The organism is Acinetobacter sp. ANC_7504 (assembly GCF_056779995.1).
This window is the reverse complement of the sequence record NZ_JBWYIZ010000003.1, coordinates 1-22,821: the sequence shown is the minus strand read 5'-3', so window position 1 is coordinate 22,821 and position 22,821 is coordinate 1. Positions and strand designations below refer to the sequence as shown.

Genomic DNA, 22,821 nt, shown 5'->3' with positions numbered 1-22,821 from the left:
AATTAAAAAAATGGTGTGTTCGTATGAAAATAAAACAATATTGAATTTAAAGGCTAAATTTAGATCAAATCTCCAAGAAATATTAGAAAAGCATTTGGAAAATAGGAACTGTCTAAGCAAAAAAATAGCGACCGAAGTCGCTATTTCAAAATCAAGATTTATCGTGATAAAACAGGTAATAACTGGCATAGCATACAGCAATGAACGCTAAACACCCGAAAAAGCTAATACGCATACTTGGATCAAATACCATACTTAAGCATGTGATAAAACAGAACACAAAACCTAAGATTGGGACAATTGGAAATAATGGAGCAGCAAAGCCCAGCTCTTCTTTTTTGCGCCCTTGCTTATACCAATCGCGTCTGAAATTAAATTGGCTTAAACAAATACTCATCCACACAACGACCATTGTAAAAGCAGCAATACCTAATAAATTGGTAAAAATAGTCTCAGGTGCGAATTGTTCTGACAATAAGCCTGGTAACCCACCGATCATTGTCACGATCACTGCAACATAGGGGATACCACGTGCATTCACTCTAGAAAATACTGCAGGGAGCTGCTTTTTGTAAGATAAAGACCACATCATGCGTGACGCAGCAAACAAACCAGAGTTAGCAGCTGACAATAAAGCAGTAATAATTACAAAACGGATAATATCTTCTGCATAAGGAATACCAATATGCTGGAAAACAGTCACAAATGGAGAGCTACTCACACCTTCAGCAGCTAAGCCAGCTTCTTGGTGTGGAAGAAGTGACGTCACTACAATGATCGTACCTACGAAGAAAATCAACAGACGAAAAATCGCTGTATTAATTGCTTTAGGAACATTTTTAGCTGGGTCTTTAGTTTCACCAGCAGCAACCCCAATTAATTCTGTTCCAGAGAATGCGAAGTTTACGATAAGCATCGTAGCAAAAATTGGGAATAGACCTTCAGGGAACCAGCCTTGAGCAGTTAAATTGCTAAATAAAGGCGCCGTTTCGTAACCTTGATAGCCAATTACACCAAAAATTGCGAGTAGACCTAATAGAATAAATGCAACAACAGTAATAACTTTAACTAATGCCAGCCAAAATTCAGATTCTGCGAACCATTTTGTGGAAATCATATTTAAAACAAATACGAATACACCAAAGATTATAGTCCACATCCACATGGAACTATCTGGGAACCATTCCTGCATGAGGAGGGCGGCGGCTGTAAACTCAGTTCCTAAAGTAACCGACCAAGTTAACCAATATAACCAAGTGATGGTATAGCCTGTTCCTGGTCCAATATATCTTTTGGCATAAGCACCAAACGAACCAGACTCAGGCATATGAACGGCAAGCTCACCTAAACACAGCATAACCATGTAGGCGATAATCCCGCCAAGGATATAAGAAATAATGGCACCTACAGGCCCCGTTTGTGCAATGACTTCACCCGAACCTAAGAAAAGTCCAGTACCGATTGCGCCGCCAAGCGAAATCATAACCAGATGTCGAGTACTCATAGCGCGTTGTAAAGGCGCAGAATTGCCCTGATGCGAAGCATCATTCGGAGATGAGTGCATAGGATTGAAAATTCGAAACAAATGAAGCGAGTTATTGTAGTGAAAAACTACAATTCTTCAATGAAATAATAGTAATTTTGAATATTGAGTGATCGTATTAAACGATAATGGCGTCCCTACGGGGATTCGAACCCCGGTTACCGCCGTGAAAGGGCGATGTCCTAGGCCTCTAGACGATAGGGACGTTGCGAGGTGCTTGTATATTAAGGATAGACATTTCGATTGTCAAAAGCTTCGTATCAAAAAAAGTTTTAATCGTTCATACATTAAGCAAAAACAATCAATTAGTTTTAATTTTGATTAAATTGACAACAATAAGATTTTTCATGTATTTAAATAACATGGAGAGAAGGTCCTCACTATAAAAAACGATCCGCTATATATTCATCATATCAAACCAGTCATCTGTAAAATTTGATAAGATGACGTGGTAAGACAACGAAGGAACGAGGCGTGTTGCCATTTAAACTCTGGGTCGATGCTGATGCATTACCTAAAATTTTGCGTGAAGTCATCTTAAGAGCTTCTGATCGTTATCAACTCGAAGTAACTTTTGTCGCCAATCAAAATGTAGGAATAACTCCTTCCGTTCGTATTAATTCAATACAAGTGATGAGTGGAGCAGATCAAGCTGATAAAGAAATTATCGAACGTATGAAAGAGCATGATATTGTCATGACGCAAGATATTCCTCTAGCAGCTCAAGTCATCGAAAAGGGTGGCGTTGCAATTCATCCACGTGGTGAAATTTGGACAGAAGCTAATATTAAGGCACGATTACATTTGCGTGATTTCATGGAAACTTTGAGAGGGGCTGGCGTTCAAACCGGTGGACCACCGCCAATTTCAGAAAGAGATAAGCGTGAATTTTCAAGTGCTTTGGATCAAACGATTCAAAAACAAAAAAGAAAAACTGCCTGATTTATCTTATCAATCGAGTTCACATGCCAGAAAAATCTAAACTTATGCTCATTTATGCCTTATTGGTCATCATCTGGGCAACAACTCCACTTGCGATTGTGTGGAGTGTAGAAGATATTTATTTAATGTGGGCATTGGTGATTCGATTAGGCTTGGCACTGCCTATCGCGGCATTGCTTCTCATTGTTTTAAAGGTAAAATTTCCTTTAAATTCAATTGCATTGCATAGTTATTTTGCTGGTTCATTTAGCTTAATTGGTTCACAATTTTTTACTTATGTAGCTACTGATTATCTAAGTTCTGGCATGATTGCACTGATGTTTGGATTAGCACCAATTATGGCGGGGCTTATTGGAAAATTTATCTTTCAACAAGATTTGCATAAGCTGCAATGGTTAGGAATGATCGTCGCGATTACTGGGCTCGTAGTGATCAGTTTTACTGGATCATCACAACATATCCATCCCATTGGAATTGGTTTAATGTTGCTTAGCGTTTTTTCATACGCAATGTCAATTTTTTGGGTAAAAAAAATAAATGCTGATGTAGCACCGATGGCACAGGCGACAGGTTCAATACTGGTTTCTACCTTTGTTGCATGTTTAATTGTGCCATTTATATGGAAATATTTACCTACTGAATTACCTTCAATGAAGTCATTACTTGCCATCATATATTCTATTGTTATGGCTTCATTAGTCGCTATGTTTTGCTATTTTTACTTGGTCAAAAAAATCCAACCCACGACATTATCACTGACAAATGTAATGACTCCAGTTCTAGCGCTTGGTATAGGTGCCGCGTTTAATCATGAGAAATTAACGCTAGGTATGATAATGGGAGCAATGATCCTACTTCTGGGTTTGTTTATGTATTTTTATCGGGATATAGAAGCCAATCGGAAATTTAAACAAAAAGTATTAAAACCTTAAGTTTAATGCTCAGTGATTCTGTGAGTTTTTTAAATGCTTCAAGGCTTCTGTTAACTTTACTTTGTCTTGGGGATGTAACGTTAGAAAATATGCACCGGTTCTAAACAGCCCATTTTCTTCTTGATTGCTGTAGACAACTTGTGCAGTTGCAGCGATATGAAAATCATTTTCAGGGTGACTCAATGTGATGTGTATATAGGTTTGTTCAGGGATATGTTGCTCAGCATAAAAACTAAAACCCGTTTCAGACAAATTGACTTGAGTAGGTACTGGTAACATGGTTTGTACAATAGAGTCGTAAAGTGAGCCCGTAATGAGGTTTAATTTTTGATTAAATAAGGATAATATCCGAGCAATTTGTTGATCTTTTTGATTTAATTGTTCTAATTCGTACATAAGCGCATGATCAAATTGATCTAATTCTGCAAGTAAGAGAAAATAGCGCGGTAGTACAAAATTTGAATCATAGGGATCATTCAAAGCGACATCTTTAGTGATGATCTGATAATTTATTCTTAAGGCAGCATCAATACGTGACATGACGCGTCTTTCAATATTGCCACTTTGATGCTGAAGATTTTCCATTAAAACACCTCGGACTAGATGGTATGTTTAAACCGATCTCGCTGTATATAGGGTTGAGATACACTCGCGCACGGCGAAGTAATCACTTTATTTCTTTTATTGCTTTAGTTTCCATGATCGGTCTGACTTTGGGCGTCGCTGTTCTCATTACTGTGTTATCTGTAATGAACGGTTTCGATCGTGAATTAAAAAACCGTGTCTTGGGAATGGTACCTCAAGCGACTGTTTCCTCTACACAAATTCTAACAGACTGGCCTGAGCTTGCAAAGAAAATAGACCAACATGAACATGTGACGGGTGTTGCACCTTTTACACAGTTGCAGGGGATGTTAACAGCCCAAGGACAGGTTGCAGGGATAATGGTCACGGGTATTGAGCCTGACTATGAAAAAAATGTATCTATTATTCAAAATCATATGGTTCAAGGCGACATCAACTCATTAAAGAAAGGTGAGTTCGGGATTGTTTTGGGCAAGCAGATGACGGATGCTTTAGGTTTAAGTCTCAATGACAATGTAACATTGGTATTACCTGAAGCGACACCATCACCCGCTGGCGTTGTTCCACGATTTAAACGTTTTAAAATTGTCGGTATTTTTAGTATTGGTGCGGAAGTGGACTCGATGATGGGTTACATCGCGCTAAATGATGCTTCGACACTGTTGAGACTGCCGGATGGTGCACAAGGTATCCGTATGAAGCTAGATGATATCTTCAAAGCACCACAAGTCGCTGAAGAAGTTGTTATGGATTTACCAGGCAATTTCTATCCATCAAATTGGACTTATACGCACGGCAATCTCTTTAGTGCCATTCAGATGGAAAAAGCAATGGTCAGCCTTTTACTTTTCCTGATTGTCTTGGTTGCAGCATTTAATATTGTATCTTCATTGGTGATGGTGGTTACTGATAAAAAATCCGACATTGCTATTTTAAGAACCTTAGGTGCTTCACCAGCAACGATCACTAAGATTTTTATGGTACAGGGTACGGTGATTGGTGTTGTAGGAACACTGGCAGGAGCAGCACTAGGTATCATCTTTGCAACGAGCATCAGTGGATTTATTGGCTGGCTGAACACCGCTTTTGGACTAAATTTATTCGATGCATATTTCATTAACTATTTACCATCGTATCTACGTTGGCAAGATGTGGTGGTGATTGTTAGCTTATCACTAGCGCTAAGTTTCCTTGCAACAATTTATCCAGCGCTGCGTGCTGCTAAAGTTCAACCAGCAGAGGCTTTACGCTATGAGTAATATTGTCTTAGAAGCCAAAAATATTCATAAACATTTTACAGATGGTAAATCAACTGTTGAAGTGATTAAGGGATTGGATTTAGTTGTTGAGCAAGGACAATTTGTTTCAATTGTTGGATCAAGTGGTTCGGGTAAGAGTACGCTGTTACATGTATTAGGGGGGCTTGATCGTCCGTCCGAAGGTGTAGTGATGCTTAATGGGCAGCGTTTTGACACTTTAGGCGAAGCTGAACGCGGTTTCCTACGTAATGAACACCTCGGATTTGTGTATCAATTTCACCATTTACTTCCTGAGTTTACGGCTTTAGAAAATGTATCAATGCCGCTGATGTTACGTAAAGATGCAAATTTTAAAGAAGTAAAAGAACGTGCAGAATATTTGTTGAATAAAGTGGGTTTATCACATCGTTTAACGCATAAACCAGGTGAGTTATCTGGCGGTGAGCGACAACGCGTTGCGCTTGCACGAGCTTTAGTGGCTCAACCTAAATTGATGATGGCAGATGAGCCTACTGGAAATTTAGATCGTAAAACTGCCGTCACAATTTTTGAATTGCTTTCCGATCTGCGTAAAGAATTTAATATGGCAATGCTCATCGTGACCCATGATGAACAGCTCGCACAAACTGCTGATAAGATTTTGCATATGCAAGATGGATTGTGGGTATAGGCTCAAAATCCGATTAACAGTCTTGTTAAAGCCCACTTAGGTGGGCTTTAATCTATTTAAGAAAAATAAACATAAAAGTTAGATGTTTTTAATATTTATTCTCATCTTTTGGATCATTGGTGTTGCTACGATCAGCTTTCAGGGTGAAGCTGAATATTCAACTCTCTTGCTGGGTATGGCAAGTATCATTTTGATCATGGGTTACTTTTTACGATTAATAAGGCAACCTGATCGATTCATTTATCCTCACACCTCAAGTATTGTCCAGTCATCATCAAGAATGCTTGTGCTAACGGGAATTTGTCTGATCACATTTGTTTTGGGGCATCAACATGCAAAAACAGCCTTACACGATTGTTTAGATAAACGTGTTCAATATATTGAAGAAAAAGAAATAGTTGTTTATATCAATAAAATTAATCAGCTGAAAATGGATCAGGAAGGTCGATCAATACAGCAGCGTGCGCAGGTGATCGACAAGAAGCAAGGACAATCTCAAACGCTATTATTATATTTGCGAGAGTCAAAACTTGATACGACATTAGAACTTGGGCGCTATTATAAAGTTACGGGAAAATTAAGACCCGCACATAGTTATGCAGTAGATGGGGTCTTTGATCAAGAGAAATGGTTGTTGCAGCAAAATATAGCTGGAACAATGCGTGTAGATTGGATCGTACCTGTAAGTGAAGCGGTGTTATATTCTGAAGGTTATTTATCTTCAACCGATGTGCATCGGAGCCTTATCGCACGATTGAGCCTGAGCATTGAAAAAGCACGTTTAGCTTTTAGGGATGATATCGAACAGGGAGTATTCAGGAATAAGGGTTTGCTAGTCGCGTTACTCACAGGTGATAAGAGTCTACTGACGGAGCAACAAGAAGAATTATTTAAAAAACTAGGCATTACGCATTTATTGGCTATTTCAGGTCCACATGTTCTAATTTTTGCTGGCTTATTATCGTGGTTCATGGGGTATCTTGTATCAATTTTTCGTCCTCATATTTTTCTAAAAGTTCCCAAAACATATTTACTTTTAATCCCTTTCGTATGTGGGGTAATTATTTATAGTTTTTTTTCAGGGCTCGAAATTCCTGCACTAAGAACTACATTGTCAGTTTGTCTAATTAGTATCGCTATTTTATTCAAATTTAAGATTAAGCCTTTTGTGCTATTACTTATAAGTGCGAGCTTAATGCTCTATTTAGACCCTTTTAGTATTTTATCTGCTGCATTTTGGCTTTCTTACGGCGCATGTTTGATTTTGATTCGTGTATATCAAACGATCGCTAATGAACAGCAAAACACTGCTTTAATCAACAAATATCATTTTCTAGATAAAGCAAAAATGTATCTTAAAATACTTTTGCAATCCCAATGGAAAATATTTATTGCACTGATACCACTCACTTTACTGATATTTCAACAGATTTCTTTACTTGCGCCATTTGCTAATTTAGTTGCTGTTCCAATGATTGGGACCTTGATCGTGCCATTGGAAGTACTGGGCTATTGTCTTAGCTATATTCCTTTTGTTGGTCAATTTTTATTTCATCTGGCTGATGTATTGATATCGGTTCTTTTGGTGCTACTGACTAAGCTGGGAGCAATATTAGACAATCCATTGAAATGGGTAGCGTTAACGAAAGCACAAATGTTATTGCTCGTTTTGGCAGTATTCATGTTCTTTATGCCAAAGAATGTAATCCCTCGATTATGGATACCCGTATTAGGTGTGGCATTGCTGATGCCTAAACGTGATGATGGATACGATATCATTGAAATTTTGGACATAGGGCAGGGGCAGTCCATACTCTTACAGTCATCAGGGAAAACTGCTTTAGTTGATACAGGCGGGAGCTTTGATGAGAATACATTTAGTATCGGAGAAAATGTAGTTGTCCCTTTCTTAATTCAACGTGGCATATCAAAATTAGATCAAGTTTTTATCAGTCATCTTGATCAAGATCATGCTGGAGCATACCGCACTATTGGAAAACATATACAAATTGATCAAGTTATCTCAAATGAAAAAGATGATAGGTTTCAGTATGTTGAATTTGATTATTGTCGACAGCATCAACAGGTACAATTGGGTAAGATCAATATACAATTTCTTTCACCAGTTGAATCACAATTAAATTTTGTCAGTCAAAATCGTAATGAGCTCTCTTGCGTAATATATCTGACATTACCCTATGCTAACGATTTTAAGCATATTCTGATTATGGGGGATGCAGGGTGGGAGACAGAGTATCGTATTTTAAAGCAGTATCCTGAACTTAGAGTAGATATTTTAATCTTAGGACACCATGGCAGTCGACATAGTTCATCTTACGACTTTTTAAAAAATACCAAACCTAAAATTGCCATTGCATCGGCTGGTTTTGATAACCGCTATAATCATCCACATCCTGTTGTCAAAGAGCGTTTAAAAGCGCTTAATATTCCGCTACTCGATACCCAATCGAAGGGCAGCATTCGAATGACCTTCGATAAAAACGGAGATGTACAATTTCGATATCATCGAGATCAAAAAGCGTGGTTAACTCGGAATATCCCCATAGATTAACTTGCTTTTCTGACTTGTTCTATTTTTGCTCTGGCTTGTTCTGCAGGGATACGATAAATGTTATGTAGATCAGGATTTGCACGGAAACGTTTGTAGCTCCAATGAGCATGTTCAGGATAACGATGAATCAGGCTTTCTATTGCACGGTGAATTACTAACGTTCCATCAGCGGGAGTGCCTTCATAAATCGAAGCATCCATTGGTTCAATAAATACATCAAAATCTTCAGTTTCATTGCGAATTGCATAGACCAAAAGGCCTTTGGCTTTAGTTTTTTGGATGAGTTTGGCACTTAAATTACTGGACTCGAGTGGTATGCCGAAATAATCGATCATTTCACCACCGTGTTTAGGATTGTGATCTGGAAGAATCACAGTTGTCCCCCCTAATTTAAGGGCTTTAAAAATTTGTCTTATACCACTCTCATCTGTAGGGACTAAAGTTGCTTGTTCTCGACTACGAGCCTGGCGCACAAATTGATCTGCTTCTTCATTCTTGATGGGTTTATACATGATGGTCATCTTAGTATATTGTGCGAACCACGCATTCATGACTTCCCATGTACCAAAATGTGGTGCGAGTAAAATAATACCTTTCTTTTCAGCCATTGCTTCATGAAAATATTCAGCACCAGTGACATTGCGTATTCGTGAAATATTGGTTTCGTTTGAGCTTCCCCAAATACTAAAAAATTCCATATAAGATTGAAGTTCGTTTCTTACCGCTGCACGAGTCACTAAATGTTTTTCTTCATCAGAAAGATGCGGTAAGCAAATGTCGATATTGAGGCGGATGGTATTCGTAGTTTTTGTAATTTTTAGCGTATTAATCAGCCCTGCAAGCATTTTTGCAAAAAAACGAGAAAAACGAATCGGACGGCGACTGAAGAAATTTAACAGGCGGGTTGTGGTCGATGTTTTGGTTTCAGGCATTAGATTCAAAATTTGGTAAGTTCATAGAATATTGTGATTTGGGTTTATTATATGTTAAATCTTGACTTATAAATAGTTTGACCTCATTCCTTGTATATAATGTCAGCTTAAATTTAATTTGGATGGTATGTATGTCCGCTTGGCCGCCTGAACCACAAAATGAAAATCAAAAACCAAATAACCAACCGAACGGAAAAGAATGGCAAATTTTAGAAAAAGCTGTTCTCGCATCTGTAGAAGAACAGAGACGTGCAAGACGTTGGGGAATCTTTTTTAAATTTCTTACTTTCGCATATCTGTTGTTTATAGTTTTGGTCATGGGGAAAAGTTGTTCAACGACTTCCACTGATAGTGCGGTGTCATCACAGCATATTGCTACAGTCGATATTGTAGGAACGATTGCTGCAGACCAGCAAAGTGTGAATAGTGCAGATACGATCAAAGGTTTGAAAAAAGCATTTGAAAGCAAGCAATCGCAAGCTGTTGTTTTAAATATTAACTCTCCGGGTGGATCTCCAGTTCAGTCTGATGAAATTTGGCAAGAGATCCAATATTTAAAGTCGGTTTATAAAGATAAAAAACTTTATGCATTAATTGGTGACACAGGTGCTTCAGGTGCTTATTACATAGCTTCTGCAGCGGATGAAATTATTGTTAATCCATCAAGTTTAGTCGGCTCAATTGGCGTCATTATGCCAAACTATGGAGTGAGTGGTTTGATGCAAAAACTTGGCGTTGAAGATCGCACCATGACTTCAGGTGAGAACAAAGCATTATTGTCGATGACACAACCAGTTGATCCTGCACAACGTGCACACGTACAAGGTGTATTGGATAATGTTCATCAACATTTTATTGATGCAGTTAAAAAAGGTCGTGGCAATAAATTGAAATCGCAAGATCCTGCTATATTTTCAGGTTTGTTTTGGACTGGTGAGCAGGCTGTGAAGCTCGGTATCGCAGATCGGATTGGCAGTATTCACACACTGAAACGCGAATTAAAAGTCGAAAAAACGGTAGATTATACTATTCAACATAGCCCCTTTGATTCTGTGATTGGACGACTTGGAAGTGAATTTGGTCAAGGTTTTGCTTCTTCAATTTCCAAGCAGATTCAATCTGAGCAGGTGAATCGAATCCAATGAAACCATTGATCCATTTTGCTCATGCCAACGGGGTTCCATCGAAAGTTTATCAAAAATTTTTTGATGCTTTGTCTGATCAATTCGATGTGATTTATACGACCAATCTTGGTGTTGATCAACGTTATCCTGTAGATCAACACTGGGAAAGTATGACACAGCAAGTGATTGATAATATTGTTCAGAAATCCCATGGTCGTAAAGTGATTGGTATCGGGCACTCCTTAGGAGGAGTTTTGACGTTCAAAGCTGCTTTGAAATGCCCAGAACTTTTTAGTCAAACTATTCTTCTCGATCCACCTCTTATTATGGGGCTAGAATCATTTGCTATGCATATTGCAAAGTCTTTGAAGTTAAAAGCAGTGGATCAAATGTCGCCAGCGGCATTGTCTAAACGTCGACGTGATCATTGGGATAGTCGAGAGCAAGCTGCAACATTACTTCGACCAAAAGCCCTATATGCAGCATTTGATGAGCAATGTTTTAATGACTATATTCAATTTGCATTAGTTGAAGATCCAACGCGTGGCGGCGTTGAGTTGGCGATTCCAAAATCTATTGAAGTGGATATTTTTAGAACCAATCCTTCATTATGGTGGCTGCCTCAACCTAAGCTCAAAGTTCCAAGTCAATTAATTGTTGCTTCTCAAGGTCCATTCTTAGCACGTAAATTCCCTCATAAAGTGAGGAAAAAGTTTGGTGTGCCTTTTAGTATTTTTGAAGGTGGACACATGTTCCCACTTGAACATCCTGAGCAATTGGCTGCGCATTTAAAAACTATTTTGACGCCACAAAAAAACGCAGCCTAAGCTGCGTTTTTTAAATCAAATATGACAGAACTGTATTGGACCTTTCAAAATTTGATTTTTATAGTGCACGCCTTCGGATGTGACTTGAATGGTTTGATTACAAATCCATTCTACAACTTGAGGATAAATTAAATGTTCAAGTTGATGTACACGATCTGCTAAAGATTCAACATTATCATGGTGAGAAACTTTGAGTACGCCTTGAGCTAGTGCTTGACCTGCATCTAGTTCTGCAGTGACATAATGTACTGTACAACCATGCCATAGATCACCAGTATTCAATACACGTTGATGTGTATGCATTCCTTTGTAATTGGGCAGCAGAGAGGGATGGATATTGATCATTTTACCCTCCCATGCTTTAACGAACTTAGCACTTAAAATGCGCATAAAGCCCGCTAAAACCACAAGATCAGCTTCCCAGTCGAGCAGTTGCTGGTGCAGAATATCATCAAACGCTTCACGATCTGGGAAGTTTTTATGTTCAATCACTGCAGTTGCAATGTTGGCATGAGCAGCACGCTCAAGTGCGTAAGCAGCAGGTTTATTCGAGATCACACCGACAATTTGACCTGAAAGGTTTGCATCGATTAATGCTTGTAGGTTTGATCCGTTACCTGATACTAAAACAGCAATTTTAATCATGTTTTAACAATAAACTGATTAAGCGAAGATCACACGAATTTTTTCGTCTGCACCTTCGACAGATTCAGCATTGTCAACAATGTGGCCCATTGTCCATGCTTTTTCGCCGAGTTGATTTAAGATTTCAACTGTTTTATCAGCTTCAGCAGCATCAACAACTAGAACCATACCTACGCCACAGTTGAATGTACGGTACATTTCAAATTGTTCTACACCACCTTCACGTTGAAGAAGTTTGAACAGTTCAGGCCATTCCCAAGAAGATTCGTTTACTACAGCTTGAGCACCATTTGGTAATACGCGAGGTAAGTTACCTGGTAAACCGCCACCTGTGATGTGTGCCATCGCGTGAACATCAACCTGTTTGAGAAGCTCTAGAATTGGTTTAACGTAGATACGAGTTGGCTCCATTGCGACATCAGCAAGTGGACGACCATCAACAATTTGAGTTAAATCAACATTTTTTACATCTAAAATTTTACGAAGAAGAGAGTAGCCATTAGAGTGTGCGCCGCTTGAAGCAACACCAACTAATACATCACCAGCTTTAACTTTAGAGCCATCAATAATTTTACTTTGTTCTACAACACCTACACAGAAACCAGCTAAATCGTAATCTTCACCTTCATACATGCCTGGCATTTCAGCAGTTTCACCACCGACCAATGCACATCCAGCAAGCTCACAACCTTGACCGATACCTGTCACTACATTTGCTGCGACATCAACATTGAGGTGACCAGTTGCGTAGTAATCAAGGAAGAAGAGTGGTTCAGCACCACAGACAAGTAAATCGTTCACACACATTGCAACCAAATCCTGACCAATTGTGTCATGACGGTTTAAATTCAATGCTAAACGTAATTTTGTACCAACACCGTCTGTGCCAGATACGAGAACAGGTTCTTCATAACCTTTAGGAATTTTACAAAGTGCACCGAAGCCACCAAGACCGCCCATTACTTCAGGACGAGTCGTGCGTTTAGCGACAGATTTGATACGATCGACTAACGCGTCGCCCGCCTCAATGTCGACACCTGCATCTTTGTAGCTTAAACCAGTGTTTGGGGTAGAAGTTGAGTTGCTCATATTGAAGTCTCCGCATTCGCGCGGGGATTATAACCCGAATATACGAAACTCTTATGTTATTTATGCACTAAAATGTTATCTTTACTAAAATATTTTCCTTTACATAACGAATAATCTTAAAAAAGGCGAGTTTCTATGGTAGATCGTACCCTACGCCGTGTTTTTATCCTTGCAGGGATAGCTTTATTTCTCTGGATTTTATACTTATTAAAACCGGTCGTAATCCCATTTATTGGTGCATTTTTAATAGCTTATCTTTTCAGTCCATTGGTTGATCGATTGCATAAGATAGGTTTACCTCGTTGGTTGTCTATCAGTTTGGTGTTTATTGGTATTGGTGTCGTGATCACATGGGCAATGTGGTATTTGGTTCCATTAATTTGGGAACAGCTGATGTATGCTAAATCCAGTATCCCGAAAGTAGTTCATTGGGTAAATTTTAGCTTCTTACCGTGGTTATCAGATACTTTCAATATAGTGCCACTAGAATTAGATGTAGATCAGATTTCAGCAGCTGTAATGGAGTATGTTCAAACCAATTATAGTGCTGACAGTATCCAAGCGATGGCACTCAAATTGGCACAATCTGGTCTGAATTTTATTCAGATTGGTGGGACAATTGTACTGATTCCAATTATTGCATTTTATTTCCTCTTAGATTGGGATCGAATGCTCAATAGTTTGCGTCGACTCATTCCACGTCCTTATGAAGCTTCAACGCTTGAAATCGTAGGTGAATGCCATAGCGTACTAGGCGCATTTGTAAAAGGACAATTCCTCGTGATGATCCTTTTGGGGATTGTTTATGCCGTTGGTTTACAACTGATTGGTCTGGAAGTTGGTTTGATTATTGGCATGATTGCAGGCTTGGCAAGTATCATCCCATATTTAGGATTTGCAGTAGGAATTATTGCTGCTGTGATAGCAACTTTCTTCCAATTTGGTATGGATTGGACTCAACTCCTTTTAGTTGCAGTGGTGTTCATGGTAGGGCAAGCTGTTGAAGGTTATGTGCTTCAGCCATTCTTATTGGGAGATAAAATTGGTCTTTCTCCAGTAGCGGTCGTATTCGCTGTATTGGCTGGTGCACAATTGGCTGGTTTCTTGGGTATGTTGATTGCATTACCTGTTGCAGCTGTAATCGTGGTACTGCTCCGACATGCACGTGACACTTATGAAAGGAGTACAATTTATGGTACGCCACCTGTTGCCGTAGCTGATCATGGTGGTGGTGAAATTACAATCCAAACCGATCAGGTTGATATTGAGCTTGATCTCAAACCACAATCAATCAATAATCAACAAGATATTGCAACATCTGAAAAAATCGATGTGCAGAAACAAAATAAAGAACCTTAAGGTGACCAAGCATTTATGCGGCAACTGCAACTTGATATAGAACCTCAACTTGATGCACGGATCAGTGATTTTTCCGGCCCAGGTTGGGGACCCGTCATTGATGCAGTTCGCCAACTTCATGCTGGATTAATGAATCGATTTTATCTTTATGGCGGGGCGGGCACAGGTAAGAGTCACTTATTAACTGCAATATGTGACTCATATCTAGATGTGGGGAAATCTGCAATTAAAGTGTCATTGCTAGAATTGCTCGATGCTCCAATTGAGGCGATTACTTCATTGGATCGTTATGATTTGGTCGCACTAGATGATATTGAAGCGATCAGTGGTGTACCGCATTGGCAAAAAGCGGTATTTCACTTAATAAATAATAATAATGATGGTGGAGGACAACTAGTCTTTTCATCTAGATCTGCGCCAATTGAACTGAAACTTGAATTACCAGATCTTCAGTCGAGATTAACTCAAGCGGTGAGTGTTAAAGTGCCAACAGGTCAATCCTATGCTGACCGCTATGCCTTATTACATTCTGTGTTAGATCGTAAAGGTGTGCATTTTGATCCTTTAATTATTGATTATCTGCTGACCAATGGCCCGATACAGACCAGTACCTTATTACAAACGGTTGATCAATTATCAAAGTTACTACAGGGTGAAAAAGTTAAGCTATCCAACGCAACCCTTAAGCAAATCTACGCGCTCATCGATCAGTATAGTGCTTAAATGCTTTTTAAATGTTATTCAAAACTCAAAATGTAGACTTTATCTGAACTCGGCAATTTTTTACTTAAAAATAATTGAGAATTCTAAAAATTTGTGACAGATTAGTCAAAATGGACAAATAGCGCTACATAATTAAAGTTCGCTACTTAAAAAAATAAAGAAAAATTAAGGAGATGGTAATGCTCAGACGGGGCTTAGGTCTTGTATTGTTGTGTGCAACAGGGCATGTATTCAGTGCAGATATTGTGGTTACGACCACTGAAGATATCACCAAAAATGATGATCAATGTTCGTTGCGTGAAGCAATTGAATATATTAATCAGGGTAAACCTGAAGCAGGTCTCAATGGCTGTGGTGGTAAAGATGCCACAGATAATATTATCTTATCTACGAAAGAATATCTCCTAAACGAGCAAGTTCGCATCTCTAAACCGATGGTTTTTAGAACGCAGTATGAAACTACCATTGTCGACGATATTCCTGGTACAAAAAATGCCGTCATAACAATGAAGGGTACTGATAGAATTTTCCATATTGAGCGAATTCGTCCTAAAGCTGATGATGAAATTAGAGATGCTGCAATTGGTGTGGAATTTTACGAAATTACCTTGCAAGGTTGTGCCGCAACAGTATGCAAAGACAAAGGTGGGTTAATTCTCAATTATGAACGGCTAAAATTTGATAAAAGCCATCTTATCAATGGCAAAGCGAATTTTGGCGGTGCGATTTATAATGTTGAATCATTTATTGAATCCGAAACCAGCAAAATTCGTTCCGCGCGAGTGAATTTAGTTAATTCGTTATTGGAAAACAATCAAGCACAACAAGGTGCTGTTTTGTATAGTGAATATCCTGATTTTGACATTAGTGCTTCTGTTATTAAAGGTAATAAAACAACAGATTCAGAAGGTTTCGCAATCTATAGCCATAAAGTGTTGAGTGAAGACGAAACTAAGGTGACCAATCTCAATTATGCCAAAGTGACTAATTCAACAATTTTTAATAATAAGGGCTATATTATCAATGTGAAGGATGGTATTGCGCTTAATAACAATACGCTGGTCTTTAATGATTTTGGCTTGGTTTTTAATGCACCGTTTAAGAAGGCATCGCTTACTAACAATATAATTGCAAAAAATGGCAATCGAGACTGCCGTGTAGAGACTGCAATCGATCAATCAAATTTAAACAATAATTTATATGGTTTTGGTTGTGAGGGCACAGCTTCAGAAAAACTGGGCGAGCGCACATTATTAGCTGGGACTGATGTAGAAGGTGAATGTGATGTTAATTCATCTGGCATTTTATGTCCGTTCAAAGTCTATTCTGGCTATGCTTTAGGATATTTCCGTCCAAGAGTGTTGCCTAGTTATCGACAATTGACAGATTCTCCGATCATTAATCGTGGACCAGATTCAAATGGTACATCATGTGAAACAGTTGATCAGCGTGGCAACGCACGTAAGGATCGTATTTTGTGTGATCGAGGCGCAATCGAACTTATTCAGTCAAGTACGTCTTCAGGCAGATTTGGCAAGGATATCTTTTACGGAGAGATTGTTAAGTTAAATATTAATGATTTTCTAGGAGATGGTGAGCTAATACCTGCTAGTCAATGTGATGCCTTAGTCGGACCTCATCCGAAAAAAGAAGAATGGCAAGCGGGCTGTATGATCATCCAACAAAATAACTCTCCTAGTAAAGGTAAAGCTGAACTACTCCAAAATGGAGAGTTTACGTATACACCTCAAGGGAATTGGCACGGAACTGATGATTTTAAAGTTTTGGTCGTTGTATCTACACGTCAGTTAAATGAGTCAATGAATCCTTATATCGAAATTCCAACTGTCATTAAACAAGACCCCAGAGATACTTATACAAGCGATAAAGTAAAAACTTCTGGTGGGGGGCTAGGTCTAATCTCCGTATTAGGTCTGATGACTTTAATCGCGATACGTAGAAAAAAATAATAAGGTAACCGTATGTTGAAAAGTAGAAAAGCTTTTTTGACCTTAGCAGTCCTTTCTGCAATGTCATTGATGGCTGCTGAAGATACAATAATTTATGTCACTACCTTTGATGATGAAGACGGTACTAATGATGCAAAGTGTTCACTCAGAGAAGCGTTGACGGCTGCTTCGACTAATCGAGCTTATGGAGGTTGTGCTAAAGGTAATACGGATCGAGTACAAACTGACATTATTCAGCTTGAAGCTGGTACCTATAGCTTGAATGCAGAGCTTCAGCCAACTTCTTCAGTGATTATTAGGGGTAAAGAGCCTGTCGATTATTCCAAACCGAATGTCATTTCAAATAGTTATCCTGCGCAAACTAAAATTCAAACTATAATTAATGGTCAAAATACATATCGCATTTTTAATACGACCAATCTAAATCGACCGAGTTTGAGTTTAAGAAATATAGAGCTGAGAAATGGTAAATCATCTACCAACGGTGGCGCTTTGCTATTGGGAGGCGAGACTGATTTATATAATGTAAATATCACTAGCTCTTCTGCATTAAGAGGTGGAGCGATATTTTTGAATGACAGTGATAGCTCTTTAAGTTATTCGGTCGGGTGGGTGAGTGGTAATACAGCTCAGCAAGGCGCTGTTATAGCGATGTCTTGTTTGGATAATCTTGTGTTCACACGTCGTAAGATTGATTTATCCCGTATGTCTATTACCGAAAATGGAAATACAGCTTCAAACAGTTTATTCTCATTTTGTGGTGAACCTACAACTCAATTGCAAGCAAATACAATATCTTCCAATGTATTAAATACTACACAAGGTCAAATTTTTCAATTTAGTGATCGTTTAATAGATGGGGGTCAAATAAATTTGAGTCCCAATTCTATTTTGAAGCTCGATAGTAATACGATTATCGCGAATACCGCGCGATCTGTGCTTTGGTATGGAAATACAGGTGCAAAAGCCTTAAATCATAATGTGATAGGTTTTAATCAGGCTAAAGCCTGTATATATAGTCACGGTGATGTGAGCCAAGTTGAGTCAGCAGGTATTGAATTATTGGCAAATGCTATTCCACTGAGTAATCCATCTATAGACTGTGATCTACCAGCAAAAGCGTCAGAAAATGCACAAAAAAATAGTCTTGATGTTAGTCAATTGAGTATCAATGATCTGTTTTCAACATCGTTACCAGTTAATGATGAGAATACTAACTTTCATCCTGTCTTTTTTCCGAAGATTAATTCGAGTGGTACAGATTTAGTTGATTTTGGTACTGATGGTTGTTCGCTGCTTGATCAACGAGGTATTAATCGGATTGGATTAGACTCGCTCAACAGTTTAGATGCGACTCCCAATACTTGCGATATTGGTGCAATAGAAACCTTAAAGTTGACTGTTTCCAATTTAAGTAAAGCAAATGAATCACTGGTTCAGATAAAGAAATCAACTGAGAATAGAATTAAAGCATTCGAAGATGCTATTGCCGATCCTGAAACCAAAGAAGAAGTGATTGATTATTATAATAAGGAGCTCACCGATCAAAAAGCATTTTTGAATGAGTTAAATAATCTTAATCAATATCGTCCAATTTTGTTCGATCCATTTAAATTGAATTTACCGGATGAAATTGTTTCTCCTGATGGTACGGTGCGAAAAATTGAGCATCTTAATGTTGATAATTATGATGTCAAAGTTGAGGTTGTGGGAGTTGGGAAATTAGATATCGATAAAACGTTCTTAGGTAAGTTTGATGAGCGGTTGAAATGTGAGTGGAAACCGCAGCTTAAGCAAATAGTCATGTATAGAACAGATGGTCGCATAACACCGAGTGGAGACTCTGAATTCTGTACATATACGCTTACTTCAAAAAGCGACAGTAAAAAAACATCAAGTGCATATTTAATTGGTAATTTTATCAATATCGTGCCAACTGTTCCTGAACGTGTGGAATATACAATCAATCCAAAAAAATCGACTCAAATCAGTGTAAATTTACTGGCTGAAGCGAGTGATGCTGGTGATGGCAACAGAAATGCAATCAATCCTCCAAATAAAAAGGAGTTTTACCATAATGCTAATGGGGATGAGGTATCAATTTATTTTGCAAGAGTACCGAATCCCGTTTCAATTATCGCAGATCGGGTAGAGCCATGTGCTAATGACCGTTTTAAAAAGTGCTATGGTGGAAACATTCGAGTTCAGTTGAACAATAATTTGGATGTCTTTTCCTATGATCTTAAGTACTCAGTATTGGACGCAGACGGCGCTTCATCAGGTGAGGGAACATTAGCTGTTCTAAATACGGAAACAGGGCCTGGAAGTTCTCGTACGAGTGGAGGGGGTAGCCTAGGTGGGTTTGGGCTTTTAGGACTCATTGGTTTAAGTTGGCTTAGAATGAGAAAATCTAAACCTCATTAATAAAAAAGCCAGCATTTGCTGGCTTTTTTTGTGTTTGATTTTGTGTAATATTTTGCAAAAAATTAGTATATTTTGAACAGTTTATTGCTACATTTGAAGATTGCTGATTACTTTCTTAAATTACACCAATGTCATCTTTTAATGAGCTTATACCCTTAAATCAAATTGAAGTTAATCCTTCGGATTTGCTCTCAATTAAGAGGCATGATCTTGTTCCTTTATTGACTGATTCGTCTAAACTTAATTTATATGCTGAACATATTGTGCAGGCACAAAATGCTCTATTGGTAGGTATAGACCCCACTTTAAATAAAAAATTAAGCGAAACAATTTCAGATATTATTCAAAAATTGAATCAATCCAAAAAGAAATTAAAACAAAAAAAATTTAATGCTCTCCAAAAGTGGTTAGGTCTGGATTTGGAGTTCGGTGCGGGTCAAATTTCTTATATTCGTGATTTAGATAGACTCATTCTAGATGCTGATCAGCTGTCCCAACGTATTCACATTGAAATCCAAAAGTCTAGTTCTCGATTTCAGCAAGCAGTTGGTTTAAGAGAGCAAATGGCGCGCTACATTCAAGCAGCAAGACAATTTTTAACAGAATACACAGATTTTTCTCATCATCGCCATCCACTCGATAACTTTGAGGAGCGATTGGCTAAAAAAATACAAACATTAGAGTCGGTACAAGCAAACAATGATATTTCTCTCATGCAAATGCAATTGACTCAACAACTTTCATTAACTCTGACGGATCGTTTTCGTGAAGCGCAGCAAGTATTAATCCCAGCTTGGCAATATCATCTTGAGCAAACTCAAATTAAAAATGGCGCAGTCGATATTGAAAAGTTAGATCAAAGTCGCGAACAACTGATTCGATCTCTAAAAAAATCACTAATTAAAGAATAAGGTGTGTTATGTCTGATTTTCCAATTCAAAAGAAAAATGAATCCTTAAGCTTAATCTCTACGGAGGAAAAGTTTTCCAAGTTAGATTTAAAAGAAATTGGGTTGACGACGTCAGACCTTGCAGCAGTCGAATCAGTTCACCAAGAACTAGCTGATATGAATCATGCTACGGTTGCTGAATATGGGAAAAATATCGCGACTAAAACAGCGACTTATACGGATGAATTACTGGATCTAGTTAAAAATAAAGATTTGGATGCAACAGGTCAAAAGTTAAATGAAGTCGTTACAGTGGCTCAACAGCTCAATACAAACAGTATTTTAAGTCCTGCTAAAAGTTCAGGCTTCTTGGGTAGTATCTTAAATCGATTTAAGGGTGCTAAACAGAGTTTTGATCAAAAGTTCAATACCACTAAAGAACAAATAGATGCTTTAGTTAAAGAAATTGAAACCTCTCAACAAGGGTTAAAAGACCGTGTAAATACATTGGATCGTATGTTTGATGGTGTGCAGGACGAATATAAACAATTAGGGGTTTATATTGCTGCAGGGAAAATTAAACAACAAGAAGTTCAGGAGCAAATAGCTGAATTAAGTACGCTAGAACAAGATGCGCAAACTAATCAAAAAATCTACGACTTAAATCACTTAGCAAACAACTTGGAAAAAAGAGTGAGTGATTTACAGGTATTGCAACAATCTGCGATGCAGACATTACCGATGATTCGAATTATTCAATCAAATAATTCAATGTTGGTTGATAAGTTTTATGCGATAAAAAATATCACGCTTCCTGCCTGGAAAAATCAAATTAGTTTAGCGATTTCATTACAGGAACAAAAAAATAGCGTCCAATTGGCTAATACTATTGATGATGCGACGAATGAGTTACTTAAACGAAATGCAGATTTATTACACCAGAATTCAGTCGATACTGCTCGAGCAAATCAACGCTCAGTGATTGACATTGAAACACTTGAACATGTTCAAAATACCCTCATTAAAACAGTGAATGATGTTATTAGTATTCAGAAAGAAGGGATGCAAAAACGTGAAGAGGCATCAATCCGTATTAAGGCTTTGCAAGGAAATCTTCAACAACTTGTTTTGGATTCGAGTCAAAATCAGCCAAAACACTAATTTCTTGAGGTTTAAATTTGAATAAAACCAATGAATATCTTGTGGCGCAGACTGAGATTCAGAAAAGATTGCCTGAATTGTACAAACGAAATCGCATACTTAATTTATGGGGATTTTTGAGTACCAGTGTACTCATTATTTCAGTTGTGTCGCTTTTTATTCATCAGGACATGATTTATGGTTTTATGGGTATGAGTGAAACTGTTCAGCAGCTTCATTTGCCACATAGTTTAGATGAAGTCGTAAACGTGTACCAACATCAGCCTGACTATTTTTTTAATTTGATATCTTGGTTAGGTTGGTTCATTCTAAAAGTATTTAGCTCAGTCATTGGTGCTTTTTTTATCGTTCATTTTTTAAAGAAAATACGTTTTTTCTATGTGCGCTTTCAATCATTTGTACTTAAGTTTGTTGGTTGGTTCATTGCTGTCATCTTAATTTGGTCAGGTTTGACCTATGTTCAATATGACTTGAATGATGAGTCGTTGGAACAACAATATCAATTAAGTCATTATGATAAATCGATTCACGAAAGTCAGATTGCTGTCATCATGACTGAACAACAGGTCAATCCAATTATACAAGCCTACGTCCTTGCGCAAGTGGCTTTGATTCACAAACCTGAAGATACCAAGCTAGCAACTGCATATTTAGCTCGACTTGCGCAAGCTGAAAGAAATGAAAAACAGTTTGTCGAATATGGTTTTAATGCAGAGCAGTTATGGTCAATGCAGCAACAAGTTTATGGTCAATCTATTACTCCTTGGGCAAAAGCGATAGATCATCGGGCAAATCAGGCACGACAAATTTCAGAAGTCGTCAAGATGATATTAATGGTGTTCTCAGCCATCATGTTATTGTTAATGCTTATTTTCTTTGGATTAGCTCGTAGTTTTAAAAGCAGAATTCAAACGATCACTCAACGTTTGGAGATATAGTTAAAGTTTGTACTGTTAAGATCATCATAAAAGAATCATTCATTCTTAATTGGATGATTTTTTAATTCAATTTTTCGATAGTCTTTATGTAAATTAACTGTTTTACCTATTTTTGTATTTCTTCTAATATAGCTTTATCAAATAAATATTACTCCTTTGGAGACGTTAGCAATGTTAGATCAAAATACTTCAGCTCAATTAAAAACGCTTTTAGAACGCCTTGAAGGTCCAATCGAA

Annotated in this window: 19 protein-coding genes and 1 tRNA gene; 14 read left to right on the top strand and 6 right to left on the bottom strand. The window is 37.9% G+C overall.

Annotated features, from left to right (window positions below; genetic code table 11):
• Positions 1-151: 151 nt before the first annotated feature.
• Together AC1M9F_RS05235 and AC1M9F_RS05230 are read right to left on the bottom strand one after the other, a co-directional pair.
• On the bottom strand, positions 152-1,564 hold the full coding sequence (locus AC1M9F_RS05235; protein WP_481591822.1) for an amino acid permease: 1,413 nt from the start codon (positions 1,562-1,564) through the stop codon (positions 152-154).
• 108 nt (positions 1,565-1,672) lie between these two features.
• A tRNA-Glu gene (locus tag AC1M9F_RS05230) sits at positions 1,673-1,748 on the bottom strand.
• Between the two features lie 269 nt (positions 1,749-2,017).
• Here AC1M9F_RS05230 and AC1M9F_RS05225 point away from each other — a divergent pair.
• Both AC1M9F_RS05225 and AC1M9F_RS05220 read left to right on the top strand, forming a co-directional pair.
• Positions 2,018-2,485: a YaiI/YqxD family protein gene (locus AC1M9F_RS05225; RefSeq protein WP_035266848.1), complete on the top strand. Its 468-nt coding sequence runs from the start codon at positions 2,018-2,020 to the stop codon at positions 2,483-2,485.
• A gap of 23 nt (positions 2,486-2,508) precedes the next feature.
• Entirely contained in the window at positions 2,509-3,417 is a 909-nt protein-coding gene (locus tag AC1M9F_RS05220) for a DMT family transporter (RefSeq protein ID WP_481597229.1), read from the top strand.
• A gap of 9 nt (positions 3,418-3,426) precedes the next feature.
• On the opposite strand, the gene AC1M9F_RS05215 is transcribed toward AC1M9F_RS05220, so the two are convergent.
• The gene (locus tag AC1M9F_RS05215; protein ID WP_092766795.1) at positions 3,427-4,002 is read right to left on the bottom strand and encodes a PilZ domain-containing protein; all 576 of its coding nucleotides are present in this window, start codon (positions 4,000-4,002) and stop codon (positions 3,427-3,429) included.
• A gap of 23 nt (positions 4,003-4,025) precedes the next feature.
• Here AC1M9F_RS05215 and AC1M9F_RS05210 point away from each other — a divergent pair, with 23 nt between their 5' ends.
• The 3 genes from AC1M9F_RS05210 to AC1M9F_RS05200 all read left to right on the top strand — a co-directional run bounded on the left by AC1M9F_RS05210 (position 4,026) and on the right by AC1M9F_RS05200 (position 8,503).
• Positions 4,026-5,261 (top strand): lipoprotein-releasing ABC transporter permease subunit, encoded by a 1,236-nt coding sequence (locus AC1M9F_RS05210; RefSeq protein ID WP_035266853.1) that lies wholly within the window; start codon positions 4,026-4,028, stop codon positions 5,259-5,261.
• Positions 5,254-5,931: a lipoprotein-releasing ABC transporter ATP-binding protein LolD gene (gene lolD, locus AC1M9F_RS05205; RefSeq protein WP_035266856.1), complete on the top strand. Its 678-nt coding sequence runs from the start codon at positions 5,254-5,256 to the stop codon at positions 5,929-5,931. Before AC1M9F_RS05210 ends, lolD begins: the two co-directional genes overlap by 8 nt.
• 82 nt (positions 5,932-6,013) lie before the next feature.
• Positions 6,014-8,503: a DNA internalization-related competence protein ComEC/Rec2 gene (locus AC1M9F_RS05200; protein ID WP_481597228.1), complete on the top strand. Its 2,490-nt coding sequence runs from the start codon at positions 6,014-6,016 to the stop codon at positions 8,501-8,503.
• On the opposite strand, the gene AC1M9F_RS05195 is transcribed toward AC1M9F_RS05200, so the two are convergent.
• Positions 8,500-9,435 carry a lysophospholipid acyltransferase family protein gene (locus tag AC1M9F_RS05195; RefSeq protein WP_035266859.1) on the bottom strand — a complete coding sequence of 312 codons (936 nt, stop codon included), beginning with the start codon at positions 9,433-9,435 and terminating at the stop codon, positions 8,500-8,502. The two genes, AC1M9F_RS05200 and AC1M9F_RS05195, sit on opposite strands and share 4 nt — an antisense overlap.
• A gap of 131 nt (positions 9,436-9,566) precedes the next feature.
• Here AC1M9F_RS05195 and sppA point away from each other — a divergent pair, with 131 nt between their 5' ends.
• Both sppA and AC1M9F_RS05185 read left to right on the top strand, forming a co-directional pair.
• A complete protein-coding gene (gene sppA, locus AC1M9F_RS05190) occupies positions 9,567-10,580 on the top strand; it encodes a signal peptide peptidase SppA (protein WP_481597227.1) in 1,014 nt (337 codons plus the stop codon).
• Positions 10,577-11,386, top strand: coding sequence for an alpha/beta fold hydrolase (locus AC1M9F_RS05185; RefSeq protein WP_481591826.1), 810 nt, complete (start codon positions 10,577-10,579; stop codon positions 11,384-11,386). Before sppA ends, AC1M9F_RS05185 begins: the two co-directional genes overlap by 4 nt.
• A 15-nt stretch (positions 11,387-11,401) precedes the next feature.
• Here the strand turns inward: AC1M9F_RS05185 and purN are convergent, their stop codons facing one another.
• Positions 11,402-12,031, bottom strand: coding sequence for a phosphoribosylglycinamide formyltransferase (gene purN / locus AC1M9F_RS05180; RefSeq protein WP_481597226.1), 630 nt, complete (start codon positions 12,029-12,031; stop codon positions 11,402-11,404).
• A gap of 18 nt (positions 12,032-12,049) precedes the next feature.
• Positions 12,050-13,120, bottom strand: a complete 1,071-nt coding sequence (purM, locus tag AC1M9F_RS05175; RefSeq protein WP_035266866.1) for a phosphoribosylformylglycinamidine cyclo-ligase — start codon at positions 13,118-13,120, stop codon at positions 12,050-12,052.
• 135 nt (positions 13,121-13,255) lie between these two features.
• On the opposite strand from purM, the gene cxpE reads away from it, so the two are divergent.
• From cxpE to AC1M9F_RS05140, 7 genes are all read left to right on the top strand, one after another.
• Positions 13,256-14,479, top strand: a complete 1,224-nt coding sequence (gene cxpE / locus AC1M9F_RS05170; protein WP_092766788.1) for a chloramphenicol efflux transporter CxpE — start codon at positions 13,256-13,258, stop codon at positions 14,477-14,479.
• A gap of 15 nt (positions 14,480-14,494) precedes the next feature.
• Positions 14,495-15,202 (top strand): DnaA regulatory inactivator Hda, encoded by a 708-nt coding sequence (gene hda, locus AC1M9F_RS05165; protein WP_035266869.1) that lies wholly within the window; start codon positions 14,495-14,497, stop codon positions 15,200-15,202.
• Positions 15,203-15,381: 179 nt separating this feature from the next.
• Positions 15,382-17,172, top strand: coding sequence for a rhombotarget A (gene rbtA / locus AC1M9F_RS05160; RefSeq protein ID WP_481597225.1), 1,791 nt, complete (start codon positions 15,382-15,384; stop codon positions 17,170-17,172).
• A 12-nt stretch (positions 17,173-17,184) separates the two neighbouring features.
• Positions 17,185-19,596, top strand: a complete 2,412-nt coding sequence (locus tag AC1M9F_RS05155) for a CSLREA domain-containing protein (RefSeq protein ID WP_481597224.1) — start codon at positions 17,185-17,187, stop codon at positions 19,594-19,596.
• A 128-nt stretch (positions 19,597-19,724) separates the two neighbouring features.
• Positions 19,725-20,507: a tellurium resistance protein gene (locus AC1M9F_RS05150; protein ID WP_180027900.1), complete on the top strand. Its 783-nt coding sequence runs from the start codon at positions 19,725-19,727 to the stop codon at positions 20,505-20,507.
• 8 nt (positions 20,508-20,515) lie between these two features.
• Entirely contained in the window at positions 20,516-21,646 is a 1,131-nt protein-coding gene (locus tag AC1M9F_RS05145; protein ID WP_092766783.1) for a toxic anion resistance protein, read from the top strand.
• Between the two features lie 17 nt (positions 21,647-21,663).
• Complete coding sequence (locus AC1M9F_RS05140) at positions 21,664-22,584, top strand: hypothetical protein (RefSeq protein WP_481588962.1); 921 nt, start codon at positions 21,664-21,666, stop codon at positions 22,582-22,584.
• The last annotated feature ends 237 nt before the right edge of the window (positions 22,585-22,821 follow it).

Bases quoted from the DNA above. Each gene is read 5' to 3' on its own strand.
- AC1M9F_RS05145 (WP_092766783.1), top strand. From the start codon at position 20,516: ATGTCTGATTTTCCAATTCAAAAGAAAAATGAATCCTTAAGCTTAATC.
- AC1M9F_RS05150 (WP_180027900.1), top strand. From the start codon at position 19,725: ATGTCATCTTTTAATGAGCTTATACCCTTAAATCAAATTGAAGTTAAT.
- sppA (WP_481597227.1), top strand. From the start codon at position 9,567: ATGTCCGCTTGGCCGCCTGAACCACAAAATGAAAATCAAAAACCAAAT.
- AC1M9F_RS05210 (WP_035266853.1), top strand. From the start codon at position 4,026: ATGTTTAAACCGATCTCGCTGTATATAGGGTTGAGATACACTCGCGCA.
- lolD (WP_035266856.1), top strand. From the start codon at position 5,254: ATGAGTAATATTGTCTTAGAAGCCAAAAATATTCATAAACATTTTACA.
- AC1M9F_RS05200 (WP_481597228.1), top strand. From the start codon at position 6,014: ATGTTTTTAATATTTATTCTCATCTTTTGGATCATTGGTGTTGCTACG.
- rbtA (WP_481597225.1), top strand. From the start codon at position 15,382: ATGCTCAGACGGGGCTTAGGTCTTGTATTGTTGTGTGCAACAGGGCAT.
- purM (WP_035266866.1), bottom strand. From the start codon at position 13,120: ATGAGCAACTCAACTTCTACCCCAAACACTGGTTTAAGCTACAAAGAT.
- AC1M9F_RS05215 (WP_092766795.1), bottom strand. From the start codon at position 4,002: ATGGAAAATCTTCAGCATCAAAGTGGCAATATTGAAAGACGCGTCATG.
- AC1M9F_RS05220 (WP_481597229.1), top strand. From the start codon at position 2,509: ATGCCAGAAAAATCTAAACTTATGCTCATTTATGCCTTATTGGTCATC.
- AC1M9F_RS05235 (WP_481591822.1), bottom strand. From the start codon at position 1,564: ATGCACTCATCTCCGAATGATGCTTCGCATCAGGGCAATTCTGCGCCT.
- AC1M9F_RS05185 (WP_481591826.1), top strand. From the start codon at position 10,577: ATGAAACCATTGATCCATTTTGCTCATGCCAACGGGGTTCCATCGAAA.
- cxpE (WP_092766788.1), top strand. From the start codon at position 13,256: ATGGTAGATCGTACCCTACGCCGTGTTTTTATCCTTGCAGGGATAGCT.
- AC1M9F_RS05155 (WP_481597224.1), top strand. From the start codon at position 17,185: ATGTTGAAAAGTAGAAAAGCTTTTTTGACCTTAGCAGTCCTTTCTGCA.
- hda (WP_035266869.1), top strand. From the start codon at position 14,495: ATGCGGCAACTGCAACTTGATATAGAACCTCAACTTGATGCACGGATC.
- AC1M9F_RS05195 (WP_035266859.1), bottom strand. From the start codon at position 9,435: ATGCCTGAAACCAAAACATCGACCACAACCCGCCTGTTAAATTTCTTC.
- purN (WP_481597226.1), bottom strand. From the start codon at position 12,031: ATGATTAAAATTGCTGTTTTAGTATCAGGTAACGGATCAAACCTACAA.